Genomic DNA, 13,641 nt, shown 5'->3' with positions numbered 1-13,641 from the left:
AGAAAAATCAAATATCGTGGGGTTTGAATGAAAAGAACCAATTCAATTTGGGGAATTCTGCTAAAAGGAATTCAATAACCTAACAGATTTGAAATTTTTTTCCGGTAAACAACTCAATCCCAATCCTATCAATGTGGTTTTTTAGCTCAGGTTCTTCAATGCTGTGGTAGTTAAGCACATCAAATTTATAGGGCATTTGAGTTTCTTCATTAAGCAAGTAGCTAACTTGGCTAATGGTTTCAAAATCCAAATCCCGGCCTTTTAAGGCGATATCCACATCACTGCCATTCTTGTAATTCCCTTTTGCCCTACTCCCAAAAACAATCGCTTTTTCTATTTTGGAAAACTTCTCCAAAACAGAAAAAATTTCTTCGATGTCTCTTTCCAAAAGGCCAAACTTATTCATTTGATTTCTGCTTAAAGCTAAGTTGCAAAGCCTTCAAAATAGGAAAATACTTTTTTTGAATCAAACGCTCCATTTCAGTTGCCTTTTGTTCATCATAAGTGTGCGCTGTAAGATTTCTATCTTGTAACAGATCCATCCAATCATGTCCGTTTTCTAGAATATTCATTTCGAAAGCTTTTTTCAAAGCTCCTCTTGGAGATTTGATATCTACAAAACCCTGATCCTCTAAATAGTCTTTTACCATATTCCAGGCAAGTTCAAAACTCATCTCAAAAAATTGGATAATACCGGCTTTTTGAACAATATCAGGATTTGGAATTTGGAGCGCCTGCTCTAAATAACCCATCGCTTTTTCAAAATTTTGAAACCGCTGCTTCCACCGTATATCCATGTTATCCATCATTCTTTATTTTATGAACTCACAATTTTTGGCAAATCCTTGCAACATTCCTTATTTTAACCTTTCTACCAACCAAAAATAATCTTCCAGAAATCTCTCAATGGGCTTTTCAAATGATGCATCCAATAGTTCTCCTTTTTCATCAAACTTTTTGTCCATCTGAGGGGTGACCAACAATGTCGGGGAAACAATCCCAAATAGTGCAACCGACAATTGGACAAGCTGTTGTGCAGCACGCATCCCTCCCATCAGGCCTGTTGATCCGGTGACGATTCCAAAAGCTTTTTGCTTAAAAATAGGTTTTGAAAAATAGTCAAGGAAATTTTTCATCACAGAAGAATAGCCACCATTGTATTCCGGTGAAACGATTATAAATCCATCTGCCTCATCCATTTTTGTAAACAGATTCAGGTATTCGGCAGGAACATCATCCTTTGATTGCCACACTTTTTGGATCGGTGGCATAAATGATTCCTTCATGTCAATCAAGTCTATACGGTGATTTCCCTCCTTTTCCAACCTTTTTGATAAGTTCACGGCTATTCTATTGGAAATAGAACCATTCCTGGGGCTCCCCGAAATAATGACAATTTTCTTCATCAAAAACAGTTTAAAACATTGAAAATAAATAATTTAAAAACACTCCTATCAATCAATTGTCCAATAACCTTCTGTGGTAATTGACCTGTCCCAAATGATAATTTAAGTGGCTCACCAAATGAAACATGAAGTATTCATAAGTCATCGGTTCATTGAAAACAAGGTGGGGGTAGGTATTAGAAAACCTATCTTCGGGAAACTCCAATATGGCTTTCATCACCACCTCAATGGTGCTATCAATTTGATCCAACATCTCTTGCTTCGGTACATTTCTCCGTTCAAATTCAGCTTCCCGGTCTCTCACATAACCCGAGTTACCCATCACTGTCCCGATAAAATGATTGAGATTTCCTACCAAATGAAGTACTAAAGTACCTGTTGAATTGCTGATATTCCCTGAAACTTTCCAGATATTCTCCTCAAATGAGTAGGCGTTCAGTTCTTTTTTCAAATTCCTCAAATCACGGTCAAATAGATGGATAAGTACAGCTTTCATGTTATATTTTGTTTAGTCTCCAAATGTAATACCGAGGTCTTTTGCTCCTTTGACAATAAAACTGTCTTTTCTTACAAAATTATAATCCTTAGTTGCTTCCTCTAAGGGTACAGCTACGAAATCGTTGTTTTTGAAAGAAACCATTTTCCCAAATTCACCATTGGCGACCATTTCAAAAGCTTTTACACCAAACAGGGAAGCCAAAACCCGGTCAAAGGCTGAAGGTGTTCCTCCTCTTTGGACGTGCCCCAATACTGTTTCCCTGATTTCGGCGGTGATACCGGCATCTTTGAGCTGATGGGTCAACTGATAAGCTACTCCTCCCAATCTTACATGCCGGGAACCTTCATCTCCGGCATGCGACACTATGGTTCCTTCTTTTGCTTTTGCCCCTTCGGCAATAACAATGATGACAAATCCTCTTCCTTTATCATATCGGGATTGGATTTTTTCCACCAATTTCTTGATATCATAAGGAATCTCCGGAATCAGACAAATCTCTGCCCCGCCCGAAATAGCCGTATGCAAAGCAATCCAACCGGCATCCCTTCCCATGACTTCCATAATCATCACCCTATGATGGCTTTCCGCTGTTGTCACCAACTTATCCAAACTATCGGAAGCAATCTGCACGGCTGTCTGAAAACCAAAGGTCATATCAGTAGCAGAAAGGTCATTGTCGATGGTTTTCGGAACACCCACTATGTTGAGCCCATGGTTGAAAAGTGCCTGGGAAATCTTCTGTGAACCATCTCCCCCGATATTGATAACAGCATCAAAACCAAGTTCTTTGATCCTTTCAGCCAAAACATTGGTTCTGTCTACAAATTTGACATTGCCGTGTTCATCTTTGACAGGAAAATGCAAAGGATCAGCTTTATTGGTGGTTTTCAGGATGGTGCCTCCCTTCACATGAATGCCTGCGATTTTCTTCTTTGTGAGTTTGATTATTTCGGGAGGATCAGAATACACGCCGTTAAAAGCCTCCCTACTTCCATATACTTCCCAATCTTTTTCTTTTTTGGCTCTTTTGCAGATCCCTCTGATCACTGCATTCAACCCGGGGCAATCTCCCCCTCCGGTAGCTATTAAAAGTTTTTTCATAATATGCTAAAATACTTGATTTGACTGATGCAACTTACAAAATTACCTCCTTAAATCAGGATTGGCGATTAAGTAATTCTTTACCACTGCAAAAGAAACCCGATAAACCCGGCTGATTTTCATACATTTATTATACCAATAACATTGTTTTAATTCTAACCTAGCAGTATGCAAACCGATATCAAAATAGCCGTACTCATCGATGCGGACAATGTTCCGGCGGGACAAGTCAAGGAAATGATGGAAGAAATAGCCAAATATGGCAATCCCACCATCAAGCGGATCTATGGCGACTGGACCAAACCTCAATTGGGAAAATGGAAAAACGTCCTGCTCGAAAATGCCATCAACCCCATGCAGCAATATGGCTATACTTCCGGCAAAAATGCCACGGATTCTGCCATGATCATCGATGCGATGGATATACTTTATTCGGAAAAAGTCAATGGATTTTGCATCGTGTCCAGTGACAGCGACTTTACCAAATTGGCCACGAGACTGAGAGAAGCCGGAATGATGGTCATCGGGATGGGAGAAAAGAAAACCCCCGATCCTTTCATTGTTGCCTGTGACAAATTTATTTATTTGGAAATCCTCCAAAAACAAACAGAAGAACCCATTGATCAAAAAGACAAAACAACCCCTGCACCTCAGGTGGACAAGATCAATGCAAAAATCATCAGACTGATAGCTGCCACCATCTCGGATTTGGCAGATGATGAAGGATGGGCGTTTTTGGGCGATGTGGGAAATTTGCTGCAGAAAAAACAGCCGAATTTCGATGCAAGAAACTATGGATTCCAAAAACTCACCCCTTTGATCAAATCCATTCCTGCCTTTGAAATCGACCACCGTGAAAACATCAAAGGAAAGACAAAGCTGATTTATGTAAGAAATAAGTCCTGATAGATTAAATTTGCGAACCAAAATCCAACAGAATGATGTTGGATCTTTATGTGAAACCTCATGGACCTTGAACCCATGAATAATTTCAAAACAATGGAAAACAAAAAAAGGGTAGTCGTCGGACTATCAGGCGGAGTGGATTCATCCGTCGCTGCATACCTCCTCAAAGAACAAGGCTACGAAGTCATCGGCATGTTTATGAAAAACTGGCACGATGAATCTGTCACCATTTCCAACGAATGCCCTTGGATGGAAGACAGCACAGACGCCATGCTTGTGGCCCAAAAGTTGGGCATTCCTTTTCAAGCAATCGACCTCAGCGAAGAATACAAAGACCGGATTGTGGATTATATGTTTGCCGAATATGAAGCGGGCAGAACTCCGAATCCCGACATCCTTTGCAACAGAGAAATCAAATTCGACATTTTTCTAAAAGCCGCCCAAAAGCTCAAAGCAGATTTTGTAGCAACAGGACATTATTGTCAAAAAGATGAAATTATAGTAGAGGGAAAACCGGTTTACCGCTTGCTTGCAGGTGCCGACAATGGCAAAGACCAAAGTTACTTCCTCTGCCAACTCAATCAGGAACAGCTTTCAAAAGCTTTGTTTCCAATCGGACATCTTCAAAAATCCGAAGTCAGGAAAATTGCCAAGGAACAAGACCTAATCACTGCAGACAAAAAAGACAGTCAGGGACTCTGCTTTATAGGAAAAGTGCGGCTTCCCGACTTTTTGCAACAGCAGCTCCAACCAAAAAAAGGAGCTATTGTAGTGATTCCGGAAGATCTTCCCATTTACAGTAATAAAAGAATCCCTGCCGGAATCGAGCAGGAAGATTTTGATATGGAGACTTTGGATTCCATTTGTCTTCCCATCAAATACAATGAAACTGACGGAAAGAAAATCGGCGACCATAACGGTGCACATTACTTTACAGTGGGACAGAGAAAAGGACTCCAAGTGGGAGGAACAGGAAAGCCTCTTTTTGTGATCGCAACAGATACCAAGGCAAATGTAATCTATACGGGCCTGGGAGAAGACCATCTTGGATTAAACAGATATGGACTTTTTGTACCAAAAAATGACATCCATTGGATCAGGGAAGACCTTAAAATGGAAGTTGGCGAATCCAGAAGATACCTTTCCAGGATTAGATATCGTCAGCCGCTGTCATGGGCAACTTATTTGATGAAGGAAAATGGGTTGTATATCCTATTTGACGAGGCACAACGGGGGGTTGCCTCCGGTCAGTTTGTAGCTTGGTATGATGGCAATGAAAGTGTTGGTTCGGGGGTGATATTCTGATTTCAATTAGAAAAAAATAAAACTCCTTTATTGTAGGATCATTAAAAAAGCCACTCATTTGTTTTGAGTGGCTTTTTTGTGGGCCCACTTGGAATCGCCCCGATAGCTATCGCGGGCAAGCACCTACTGCCCCGAAGTCCCGATAACTATCGGGAGGGGAGTCAGTTGCTCGTAAATTTTGTTAGTAATTTACTCACCAGTTCGGGATATGATTTAAGGTTTTGGATATAAATTTTGGACTTCATTTTTTTGATATGAATTTCGATTTTCCTTGCCTGTGAGAAATCATTGCATTGGATAAAATGAAACATCTCCCAATCTTCTGCTTTTTGAGTAAAATTTAGATTTCCATATTTTTTATGGATATGGTTTTCAAGTCTTTCTTCGATGGATAGTGTAGTCAAACCGGTGTAGAACCTGCCAAGACTTTTCGAGTATAGAATGTAAACAAAAAAACTATCCATTTTCAAAAACAAAAAACCGCTTAGATTTCTAAGCGGTCTGTGGGCCCACTTGGAATCGAACCAAGCACCTACTGATTATGAGTCAGTTGCTCTAACCGAATGAGCTATAGGCCCAATTTATTTCTATTCTTTCTGCACCTACTGTCCCGATATCTATCGGGAGAGTCAGTTGCTCTAACCGAATGAGCTATAGGCCCAATTTATTTCTATTCTTTCTGCACCTACTGTCCCGATATCTATCGGGAGAGTCAGTTGCTCTAACCGAATGAGCTATAGGCCCAATTTATTTCTATTCTTTCTGCACCTACTGTCCCGATATCTATCGGGAGAGTCAGTTGCTCTAACCGAATGAGCTATAGGCCCAATTTATTTCTATTCTTTCTGCACCTACTGTCCCGATATCTATCGGGAGAGTCAGTTGCTCTAACCGAATGAGCTATAGGCCCGATATCTGCACACGTTTTTTGAAAACTGCCTTGCAAATGGGAGTGCAATGTTACATATTTGGTTTTAATTTTACAACCTGAGTGCAAATGAAAAAACTTGAGAATATCGATTTTTTGATCTTCGATTTAGGCAATGTAATCATTGATATTGATTATAGTTTCAGTATCAATGAGTTGAAAAAAATCCTTCCTGAAGCCAAACATTCCTTGACAGACAGATTTTTTCCTTCCACTTTTCACAAAGATTATGAGAAAGGTTTGATCAGTTCTGCCCAATTCAGAGACGAAGTAAGGAATCTTTATCAGGAAGAATGGACTGATGCACAGATTGACCATGTCTGGAACAGTCTTCTAAAAGATATACCATTGGAGAGAATTGAGCTGTTGAAAAAACTAAGGATGAATTTTGGGACGGCCGTTCTAAGTAACACCAATGAAATACACATCGAGAAGTTTGATGAACTTCTTGTAGACCAAACAGGTGAAAAATCAATTTATGATCTTTGTGACAGGATTTTTTTAAGCCACCAAATGGGCTTGGCCAAACCTGATGAGGCTATTTATAAAGCAGTATTGAATGAAATCCAAATTGACCCCGAGCGGGTCCTGTTTTTTGATGATTTAAACGCAAACTTAGAAGGTGCAAAAAGAGTTGGGCTACAAACATACCACATCACCCACGAAAGAGCATTAATCCAATTCTTTGAGAATGTATACTAAAAAAGAATACCTGATCCACATTTCACTTTTTATCCTAACACTTATTGCCACCACATTGGCCGGGGCAGAATGGTTATATGGGAAATCAATATTAGCGGATGGGGAATATTTTTTGACTTGGGAATATTTCTTAAAATCACTTCATTTTTCGGTACCGTTTCTGGGAATTTTGCTTGTACACGAATTGGGGCATTTGTTTACTTCATTACATTATAAAGTAAAAACATCCATGCCGTTTTTCATTCCCGGTTGGTTGGGTTTTTTGGGTGCACCATCGATCGGTACTTTCGGCGCCATCATCAAATTGAAAAGCTATATCAACAGCCGTAAAAAGTATTTTGACATTGGCGTGGCTGGGCCCCTTGCAGGATTTATTATCGCTTTTGGAGTGCTTTGGTATGGATTTACACATCTTCCTGAGGCGGATTATATTTATCAGATTCATCCCGAATACCTTGACCCAGACTTCAAAGGACACAGTGCCGAAGAAGGTTATCTCAATATTGAGATGGGATATAACCTGTTATTTTACGGGATGGAGAAACTTTTGGCAGAACCTGATAAAATGCCCAATATGTCAGAAATCATCCATTTTCCTTACATATTTGCTGGGTACTTAGCCTTGTTTTTTACAGCCTTGAATCTCTTGCCTATAGGACAATTGGATGGAGGACATGTGGTTTTCGGACTTTCCCCAAAGTATCACAAGCAGATTTCATTGGTTTTTTACATTGCCTTTGTATTCTACGCAGGGCTAGGATCGATCAATCCTTATCATAGTATTGACAGGCTCCTTATCAATATTCCTCTATATATAGGATTTCTATATTTCTGCTTCAGCCGTTCCAGGATAATGGACACACAGACAAAATGGATGGTGATTTTGGTGATTGCTTCTGTCCAGTATGCCTTAGTTTATGTTTTCCCGACATTGCAGGGATACAGTGGATGGTTGTTGTTTGCGTTTCTTTTGGGGCGGGTAATGGGACTCGAGCATCCGGAAGTTTCAGGTTTTAAACACTTGGATAGGAACAGAAAAATCCTAGGTTGGATCAGCATCATTATCTTCTTGGTATGCTTCACTCCCCAGCCATTTCAGATCAGTTAAATACCAAATAATTTTCCTTGTTTTCTTTTTTGAGCGGTACCAAATCACTTTTTCATTCTGTAAATTTGGCTTTCAGCCTTCCTTATGATTTCACCCTCTTTGTCAGCGAGTTTTGTTACCCAAAAAACAATAAAAGGTTTTGCCATGGCCCTTGCTGCGGCGGTATTTTGGGGTGTTTCAGGTACCTGTGCGCAATACCTATTCGAACAAAAAGGAATCAATCCTGCTTGGCTTGTCTGTTGGAGATTGCTGTTGGCAGGAATTATTCTGACGACTTTCACCATTACCAGAAAAAATTCCGATGCTTTCAAAATCTGGAAAACTCCAAAGGACGCCATCCAATTGTTGTTCTTCAGCATCTTTGGTATGGTCGCCGTCCAATACACCTATTTCTACAGCATCAACCTTTCCAATGCCGCCACAGCCACTGTATTACAGTACATTGGTCCCTTGATTGTAGTTGCTTTTTACGCCATCCATAACCGGAGATGGCCAATAATGGTGGAATATGCTTCCCTGTTTTTTGCACTTGCAGGCACTTTTCTGCTTGTCACGCACGGAAGTTTCAGACAGCTGGTTATCTCCGAAAAGGCTTTATTTTGGGGAATTCTTTCCGCCTTTGCTTTGGCTTTTTACACTATCCAACCGGTCCGCCTACTCCGGAAATATTCCGCTGCGACTGTTACGGGTTGGGGAATGCTGATCGGTGGAATCGCTTTCTCCTTTGTCAGCAAGCCTTGGGACTTTCACGGAACATGGGATGCCGGCACATGGACTGCCTTTGCCTATATCGTATTGTTTGGAAGTGTTATCGCCTTTTACATTTTTCTCACCTCAGTGACCATCATCGGTGCCCAAACGGCTAGTTTGCTTTGTTCTGTAGAACCCCTTTCAGCTGCTGCAGTGGCAGTAGTTTGGTTAAATGTACCCTTTGGGCCTATGGATTGGCTGGGGACAGTTTTTATTTTGGTAACCATCATATTGCTAACTTTGGGAACAAAGCAGAAAGCCGGACCCATGATTTAAAAAAAATGCCAATAACCGACATCCGTGGCTATTGGCATTATCATTCTGGGTTGGAATTAATTTAAAACACCTTTCTTATGATGGATTTGATTGCTTTTGACAATTGGTTTTAGCAATTTTTCCCACTTTTGGATCAAAGGCCATTCTCCCATATTGTCAGAAAATTGATCACAATCATAAAATTCAAGGATTTTTGCCCCTTTTTTCTCATTAGAAATTTCGATTTTCAAGGACAGTCTGTCAATTACATTGGCCGGCTTACCATCAATTTCTACAGCCCTTTCGATTTTAACCAACTGGATATCAGTTGCCCAAGAAAGGTCTATTTGATGGGCTGTTTTTTCGGGTTCGAATTTTACATAGACCAACGCTTTTTTACCCGTATCAAGACCTATATAGTAAAGGTCTCTCCAACTGTCAGCATGGTCAAATTTAAGATTGGAGCCACTTTCCATTTGTTCCATGAAAAGCTTTTGGGCTTTGATTTTGTGGGATTGCTTTCTTTTGTAAATCACAAAAGGCGATGTAATTAAGGCAATAATAACCAAGGAAAGGACCAAGGTAACTGGTTCAATGTCAAACATATTTTTTGTTATTTATGGTAAGAAGAAATAAAAGAATAGAGACAAACCTGATCTGTAGGGTGTACAAATCAGAGTTGGATTTGATTTCAATCCACTAGGAAAAAGAAATACCGGTTAAAAAAGATTACCAGAAATAGTGGAAGGGGTATAATAGGGTGTGAATACAAAAAAAACGGTGGCTCTTTTCCAGCCAATTGACTTTTAAAGCACCGCTTTCAGCAAGGGTAAACAAAAAATCAGAAGGCTCATTGACCAAATCAAAAACCGTATCCAAAACTTTGAATCCCGGCACAATGATATTGGATGAACCAAACTCAAGCCCTTGGTCAAAAGCAGGGATCAAATCTGAATAGGAAACTATATTGGTCTCCTTACCTTGAAACTTAGCAACATCTTCAAAAAAATAAGTGCCACCAATGCCGGTAAACCCGATAATGGCAACCAAAAAGAGTGAAATGAATTTCTTAATCCGGATTTTCATGAATCCCCTAAATTGAATCAAAACATGCAATTACTATTTTGACCCCACAAATAACCTTCTAATTTATTGGATTAAAAAATAAATCATTTTGGAAAAGAAACTTACCCCAAATACCGCATATCTTTCGGCAAAATTTAACCCTATGGTACTCTCTATTGTCTTGTTATTGATTGGATTCGTGGTCCTGATCTATGGGGCTGATAAACTTGTCGAAGCAGCCTCCGGTCTTGCCGCAAATTTTGGGATTCCCAATATTGTCATCGGCCTTACTGTGGTGGCATTTGGAACTTCTGCACCTGAACTGGTGGTCAACGTTTTTGCTGCGGTAAACGGTTCCTCAGAAATGGTCATGGGTAATGTATTGGGAAGTAACATTTTCAATGTTTTAGGGATTCTGGGAATTTCTGCCATCGTCTACCCTTTGACCGTCAAATCCAATACCACTTGGATTGAAATTCCGCTCAGCTTCTTGGCTGCATTGGTAGTATTGATTGTTGCCAATGATTTCTTATTCAATGAAGGGGCTACAAATCTGATTTCATTTGGAGATGGCATAATCCTGCTCTTGTTTTTTAGTGTTTTTCTGGTGTATAATATCATGGTTTCCAAACAGCCGGGTGGCATATCTGAATCTCTGGAAATAAGCAAATTCACCACGGGAAGTGCTATACTTTGGATTATCATCGGTCTTGCGGGTCTTGTTTTGGGTGGAAAACTGATCGTAGACAATGCAGTATCTCTTGCAGTGGAATTTGGTTTGTCGCAAAGATTGATCGGTCTGACCATTGTATCCATCGGAACTTCCCTACCTGAACTCGCTACATCAATAGCCGCAGTAAGAAAAAAGAAAGTGGACATTGCCATCGGAAACGTTGTGGGATCGAATATTTTCAACATATTTTTTGTGTTGGGTATATCCTCTATAGTGAATCCCGTGGCCATCTCCGAACCAAACTTTGTTGATATTTACATGAACATCCTTGCAGGCTTGCTGTTGTTTCTCTTTCTATTTACAGGCAAAGGAAGAAAACTCGAAAGATGGGAAGGTGGCGTCATGTTGGGATTATACGTTGTGTACTTGACAGCATTGATTATGGAATGGTAAATTGATTTCTTTCAAATAAGGATTTTGATGATGGAAATAGGAATTGACAGTTTTGCGGCGGCAGCGATCGGTGAAGGTGCGGATCAGACTAAGAACAGTATGCAGGCTTTGACTGAATTGCTCGAAAGGATCCAACTTGCCGATCAGGTGGGATTGGATGTATTTGGAATCGGCGAACACCATAGAAAGGAGTTTCTGGACTCCGCCCCTGCCATGATTCTGGCTGCGGCGGCTTCGCAAACAAAAAACATCAAACTTACCAGTGCAGTCACGGTACTCAGTGCGGCAGATCCAGTCCGGGTATTTCAAAATTTTGCTACCCTTGACCTGATTTCAAAAGGCAGGGCGGAAATGGTCGTGGGAAGAGGATCATTCACAGAAGCATTTCCACTATTTGGCTTGAGTCTTCATGATTACGATGCTCTTTTTTCTGAAAAATTAGAACTCCTTCTCCAAATCCGAGACAATGAGTTCGTGACTTGGTCGGGAAAATTCCGGCCTGCTTTGCACCATCAAGCTATTTACCCAAGACCATTACAGGATCCTTTTCCTATTTGGTTGGGTGTGGGCGGCACACCGGAGTCTTTTGTCAGAGCAGGTACATTGGGTCTTCCGTTGATGGTGGCGGTGATTGGCGGAGAAACCCACAGGTTCAGTCCCTTGATAGATCTCTACCGGGAAGCCGGAAGAAGGGCAGGCCACAGCCCCGACAAGCTCAAAGTCGGTCTCCATTCTTTGGGATATGTTTCGGATACCACGGAAAAAGCAATCGCAGAATATTATCCCGGATATGCGGAAACTTTCACCAGAATCGGAAAAGAACGGGGTTGGCCGCCGGTGACTTTTAGCAGGTTTGAAGCCCAAAGGGGAGAAAGAGGCGCTTACCTCGTAGGAAACCCCGAAGAAGTGGCCGAAAAAATCCTTCGCCACAGTGAATCATTGGGTGGCTTGTCCAGGCTTTCTTTCCAAATGGACAATGCCAACCTTACCCATGCACAATTGATCAAAGCAATCGAGATTATCGGAACTAAGGTGAAACCTTTGGTGAATCAGTAAACTGACTTTTTAAAGGATGGAAGACATCATCAAGCAATTTTTTTGTAGATGCTATTCCTTCCCTGAACAGTGAATTCCGTAATTTAAAGTCATCTCCGTATAAAATACTCTATCATTTAAATGCAAGATTTACTTCTTCTGCACATAAGAAGGAACAAACTTGCATGACAATGAATAATGATACAAATAATGTAGGACCAAGAGCCATCCCCTCAGGATCGCTTTTTGGGACCTTTAAGGACCACCAAGATTCAAAAGAAACCATTTCATTGGTTTTGGAGCGTGGTTACGAACTTGATGAGATCGAAATCTATCCGCCGGACATGGGTAATCTAGTCCCGAAACCAACCAAAAACCACCATCCCTCAGGGAATGAGTTTATGAAAGAAACACTGAAAGGGCTTAAATTCGGAGCCATCGGCGGATTGCTGTTTTCTATTGTAGTTGTAGGTTTGGTGTTGCTGGTATCCGAAAAAAATGAAAACAGCAGTATACTTTTTTCATATTCCTCAGGAATCATAGTCGGGACAATTTGGGGAAGCATGTTGGGGTTTTTCATCGGACCCCATCTGCCAAAATCGATTTGGAGGGTTTTTTCCAACTCTGCTTCAGAAAACCAAGTGTCAGTCAATTTCGAAGCCCATAATATGGGGGATGCCTTATACTTTTCCGAAAAAGGGAGACTAAAAATAACGCAATAGGTCCACGGTTCATAGCCGCTACCAATGCACTTCAATCCAAGTTCCTCGGCCTTCTAAAGCACCCAGAACTCAATCCAAATACCCAATGCCACATGCCAGACCAAATACAGACCCATGCGACACAATACCGAATACAGCCAACCCATTTTCCTGAAAAAATAGATTTGGAGGAAATTGAAGGCAAAACCGAAGGCAAAGGCATACACCACAAACCACATCGGATCCGACGGTAATTGGGAAATCGGTTCCCAAATGGAAAGCAGGAAAATGATGAAGTAAGTGAGGTATTTCTTTAGATTTCCTTGGAGAAATTTTTCAAACACCAACAGCAAAACTGTCAGGGGAATGAGTTTGTAAAACAATTCCATGTAAAGCCCGCCGGCGAAATAAAGAAAAATGGAATAGGGAAAGGGTTGGGTATAGGGTGGCAAAGTTTGGTGCGGTTCATTGGTGAGAATGAATTCTATTGCCACTACGTCTAACACAGCAAATCCCATTCCCACCAAAAAAGGTAAAAACCATTTGTTCCTTGCTTCTCCATCTCCAAAAATCTCCGGAAGGCCTGCCTGAATTTGAAAATTTGCCAATACCCAACCGATTGCAAGCCAAAGGAAATCCATCCAACCGATCACACGGATAAACCTCTCCCCGTCTTCCATCTCAAGTCCATAGAATCGGGTCAGCAACAATACCGCTGCAAAAACAGCAAACAGGATATTTGTCTTTTTCATCG

17 protein-coding genes and 1 tRNA gene are annotated in these 13,641 nt (G+C 40.8%); 8 read left to right on the top strand and 10 right to left on the bottom strand.

Annotated features, from left to right (window positions below; all coding sequences use genetic code 11):
* Nucleotides 1-79: 79 nt before the first annotated feature.
* From MMU05_RS14495 to MMU05_RS14475, 5 genes are read right to left on the bottom strand one after another with little or no spacing between them, the layout of a single operon-like run.
* Nucleotides 80-406, bottom strand: a complete 327-nt coding sequence (locus MMU05_RS14495; RefSeq protein WP_241142398.1) for a nucleotidyltransferase family protein — start codon at nucleotides 404-406, stop codon at nucleotides 80-82.
* Nucleotides 399-797, bottom strand: a complete 399-nt coding sequence (locus tag MMU05_RS14490; RefSeq protein WP_262917681.1) for a nucleotidyltransferase substrate binding protein — start codon at nucleotides 795-797, stop codon at nucleotides 399-401. The genes MMU05_RS14495 and MMU05_RS14490 overlap by 8 nt, the downstream gene beginning before the upstream one ends.
* A 60-nt stretch (nucleotides 798-857) precedes the next feature.
* Nucleotides 858-1,406: an NADPH-dependent FMN reductase gene (locus MMU05_RS14485; RefSeq protein ID WP_241142396.1), complete on the bottom strand. Its 549-nt coding sequence runs from the start codon at nucleotides 1,404-1,406 to the stop codon at nucleotides 858-860.
* 52 nt (nucleotides 1,407-1,458) lie between these two features.
* On the bottom strand, nucleotides 1,459-1,902 hold the full coding sequence (locus MMU05_RS14480; RefSeq protein ID WP_241142395.1) for a DinB family protein: 444 nt from the start codon (nucleotides 1,900-1,902) through the stop codon (nucleotides 1,459-1,461).
* A 12-nt stretch (nucleotides 1,903-1,914) separates the two neighbouring features.
* Nucleotides 1,915-3,006 carry a 6-phosphofructokinase gene (locus MMU05_RS14475; RefSeq protein WP_241142394.1) on the bottom strand — a complete coding sequence of 364 codons (1,092 nt, stop codon included), beginning with the start codon at nucleotides 3,004-3,006 and terminating at the stop codon, nucleotides 1,915-1,917.
* A gap of 168 nt (nucleotides 3,007-3,174) precedes the next feature.
* Between MMU05_RS14475 and MMU05_RS14470 the strand changes: the two genes are divergently transcribed.
* Nucleotides 3,175-3,912 (top strand): NYN domain-containing protein, encoded by a 738-nt coding sequence (locus MMU05_RS14470; RefSeq protein ID WP_241125900.1) that lies wholly within the window; start codon nucleotides 3,175-3,177, stop codon nucleotides 3,910-3,912.
* Between the two features lie 93 nt (nucleotides 3,913-4,005).
* Nucleotides 4,006-5,217 carry a tRNA 2-thiouridine(34) synthase MnmA gene (gene mnmA / locus MMU05_RS14465; protein ID WP_241142393.1) on the top strand — a complete coding sequence of 404 codons (1,212 nt, stop codon included), beginning with the start codon at nucleotides 4,006-4,008 and terminating at the stop codon, nucleotides 5,215-5,217.
* Between the two features lie 161 nt (nucleotides 5,218-5,378).
* Here mnmA and MMU05_RS23155 read toward each other — a convergent pair whose 3' ends face one another.
* Nucleotides 5,379-5,681, bottom strand: a complete 303-nt coding sequence (locus MMU05_RS23155) for a GIY-YIG nuclease family protein (protein ID WP_418884472.1) — start codon at nucleotides 5,679-5,681, stop codon at nucleotides 5,379-5,381.
* Between the two features lie 40 nt (nucleotides 5,682-5,721).
* Nucleotides 5,722-5,795, bottom strand: a tRNA-Ile gene (locus tag MMU05_RS14460).
* Nucleotides 5,796-6,214: 419 nt separating this feature from the next.
* Between MMU05_RS14460 and MMU05_RS14455 the strand changes: the two genes are divergently transcribed.
* From MMU05_RS14455 to MMU05_RS14445, 3 genes are all read left to right on the top strand, one after another.
* Nucleotides 6,215-6,847 carry an HAD family hydrolase gene (locus MMU05_RS14455; protein ID WP_241142392.1) on the top strand — a complete coding sequence of 211 codons (633 nt, stop codon included), beginning with the start codon at nucleotides 6,215-6,217 and terminating at the stop codon, nucleotides 6,845-6,847.
* Nucleotides 6,837-7,955, top strand: coding sequence for a site-2 protease family protein (locus MMU05_RS14450; RefSeq protein ID WP_241142391.1), 1,119 nt, complete (start codon nucleotides 6,837-6,839; stop codon nucleotides 7,953-7,955). The genes MMU05_RS14455 and MMU05_RS14450 overlap by 11 nt, the downstream gene beginning before the upstream one ends.
* Before the next feature lie 84 nt (nucleotides 7,956-8,039).
* A complete protein-coding gene (locus MMU05_RS14445) occupies nucleotides 8,040-8,981 on the top strand; it encodes a DMT family transporter (protein WP_241142390.1) in 942 nt (313 codons plus the stop codon).
* A gap of 56 nt (nucleotides 8,982-9,037) precedes the next feature.
* On the opposite strand, the gene MMU05_RS14440 is transcribed toward MMU05_RS14445, so the two are convergent.
* Both MMU05_RS14440 and MMU05_RS14435 read right to left on the bottom strand, forming a co-directional pair.
* Nucleotides 9,038-9,565 carry a hypothetical protein gene (locus MMU05_RS14440; protein ID WP_241142389.1) on the bottom strand — a complete coding sequence of 176 codons (528 nt, stop codon included), beginning with the start codon at nucleotides 9,563-9,565 and terminating at the stop codon, nucleotides 9,038-9,040.
* A gap of 124 nt (nucleotides 9,566-9,689) precedes the next feature.
* Nucleotides 9,690-10,046, bottom strand: coding sequence for a hypothetical protein (locus MMU05_RS14435; RefSeq protein ID WP_241142388.1), 357 nt, complete (start codon nucleotides 10,044-10,046; stop codon nucleotides 9,690-9,692).
* Nucleotides 10,047-10,188: 142 nt separating this feature from the next.
* Between MMU05_RS14435 and MMU05_RS14430 the strand changes: the two genes are divergently transcribed.
* The 3 genes from MMU05_RS14430 (at nucleotide 10,189) to MMU05_RS14420 (ending at nucleotide 12,908) form a co-directional block, all read left to right on the top strand.
* The gene (locus MMU05_RS14430; protein ID WP_241142387.1) at nucleotides 10,189-11,151 is read left to right on the top strand and encodes a calcium/sodium antiporter; all 963 of its coding nucleotides are present in this window, start codon (nucleotides 10,189-10,191) and stop codon (nucleotides 11,149-11,151) included.
* A gap of 30 nt (nucleotides 11,152-11,181) precedes the next feature.
* Complete coding sequence (locus MMU05_RS14425; RefSeq protein ID WP_241142476.1) at nucleotides 11,182-12,207, top strand: LLM class flavin-dependent oxidoreductase; 1,026 nt, start codon at nucleotides 11,182-11,184, stop codon at nucleotides 12,205-12,207.
* Nucleotides 12,208-12,377: 170 nt separating this feature from the next.
* Complete coding sequence (locus MMU05_RS14420) at nucleotides 12,378-12,908, top strand: hypothetical protein (protein ID WP_241142386.1); 531 nt, start codon at nucleotides 12,378-12,380, stop codon at nucleotides 12,906-12,908.
* A 53-nt stretch (nucleotides 12,909-12,961) separates the two neighbouring features.
* Here MMU05_RS14420 and MMU05_RS14415 read toward each other — a convergent pair whose 3' ends face one another.
* Nucleotides 12,962-13,639, bottom strand: coding sequence for a hypothetical protein (locus tag MMU05_RS14415; RefSeq protein WP_241142385.1), 678 nt, complete (start codon nucleotides 13,637-13,639; stop codon nucleotides 12,962-12,964).
* Between the last annotated feature and the right edge of the window lie 2 nt (nucleotides 13,640-13,641).

It is taken from the genome of Cognataquiflexum rubidum (genome assembly GCF_022538115.1).
GTDB lineage: Bacteria > Bacteroidota > Bacteroidia > Cytophagales > Cyclobacteriaceae > Cognataquiflexum > Cognataquiflexum rubidum.
The sequence above is the reverse complement of the archived record's forward strand: the minus strand, read 5'-3'. Positions and strand labels throughout refer to the sequence as shown.

Bases quoted from the DNA above. Each gene is read 5' to 3' on its own strand.
- MMU05_RS14420 (WP_241142386.1), top strand. From the start codon at position 12,378: ATGAATAATGATACAAATAATGTAGGACCAAGAGCCATCCCCTCAGGA.
- MMU05_RS14455 (WP_241142392.1), top strand. From the start codon at position 6,215: ATGAAAAAACTTGAGAATATCGATTTTTTGATCTTCGATTTAGGCAAT.
- mnmA (WP_241142393.1), top strand. From the start codon at position 4,006: ATGGAAAACAAAAAAAGGGTAGTCGTCGGACTATCAGGCGGAGTGGAT.
- MMU05_RS14425 (WP_241142476.1), top strand. From the start codon at position 11,182: ATGGAAATAGGAATTGACAGTTTTGCGGCGGCAGCGATCGGTGAAGGT.
- MMU05_RS14415 (WP_241142385.1), bottom strand. From the start codon at position 13,639: ATGAAAAAGACAAATATCCTGTTTGCTGTTTTTGCAGCGGTATTGTTG.
- MMU05_RS14440 (WP_241142389.1), bottom strand. From the start codon at position 9,565: ATGTTTGACATTGAACCAGTTACCTTGGTCCTTTCCTTGGTTATTATT.
- MMU05_RS14470 (WP_241125900.1), top strand. From the start codon at position 3,175: ATGCAAACCGATATCAAAATAGCCGTACTCATCGATGCGGACAATGTT.
- MMU05_RS14480 (WP_241142395.1), bottom strand. From the start codon at position 1,902: ATGAAAGCTGTACTTATCCATCTATTTGACCGTGATTTGAGGAATTTG.
- MMU05_RS14485 (WP_241142396.1), bottom strand. From the start codon at position 1,406: ATGAAGAAAATTGTCATTATTTCGGGGAGCCCCAGGAATGGTTCTATT.
- MMU05_RS14450 (WP_241142391.1), top strand. From the start codon at position 6,837: ATGTATACTAAAAAAGAATACCTGATCCACATTTCACTTTTTATCCTA.
- MMU05_RS14430 (WP_241142387.1), top strand. From the start codon at position 10,189: ATGGTACTCTCTATTGTCTTGTTATTGATTGGATTCGTGGTCCTGATC.
- MMU05_RS14495 (WP_241142398.1), bottom strand. From the start codon at position 406: ATGAATAAGTTTGGCCTTTTGGAAAGAGACATCGAAGAAATTTTTTCT.
- MMU05_RS23155 (WP_418884472.1), bottom strand. From the start codon at position 5,681: ATGGATAGTTTTTTTGTTTACATTCTATACTCGAAAAGTCTTGGCAGG.
- MMU05_RS14490 (WP_262917681.1), bottom strand. From the start codon at position 797: ATGGATATACGGTGGAAGCAGCGGTTTCAAAATTTTGAAAAAGCGATG.
- MMU05_RS14475 (WP_241142394.1), bottom strand. From the start codon at position 3,006: ATGAAAAAACTTTTAATAGCTACCGGAGGGGGAGATTGCCCCGGGTTG.
- MMU05_RS14435 (WP_241142388.1), bottom strand. From the start codon at position 10,046: ATGAAAATCCGGATTAAGAAATTCATTTCACTCTTTTTGGTTGCCATT.
- MMU05_RS14445 (WP_241142390.1), top strand. From the start codon at position 8,040: ATGATTTCACCCTCTTTGTCAGCGAGTTTTGTTACCCAAAAAACAATA.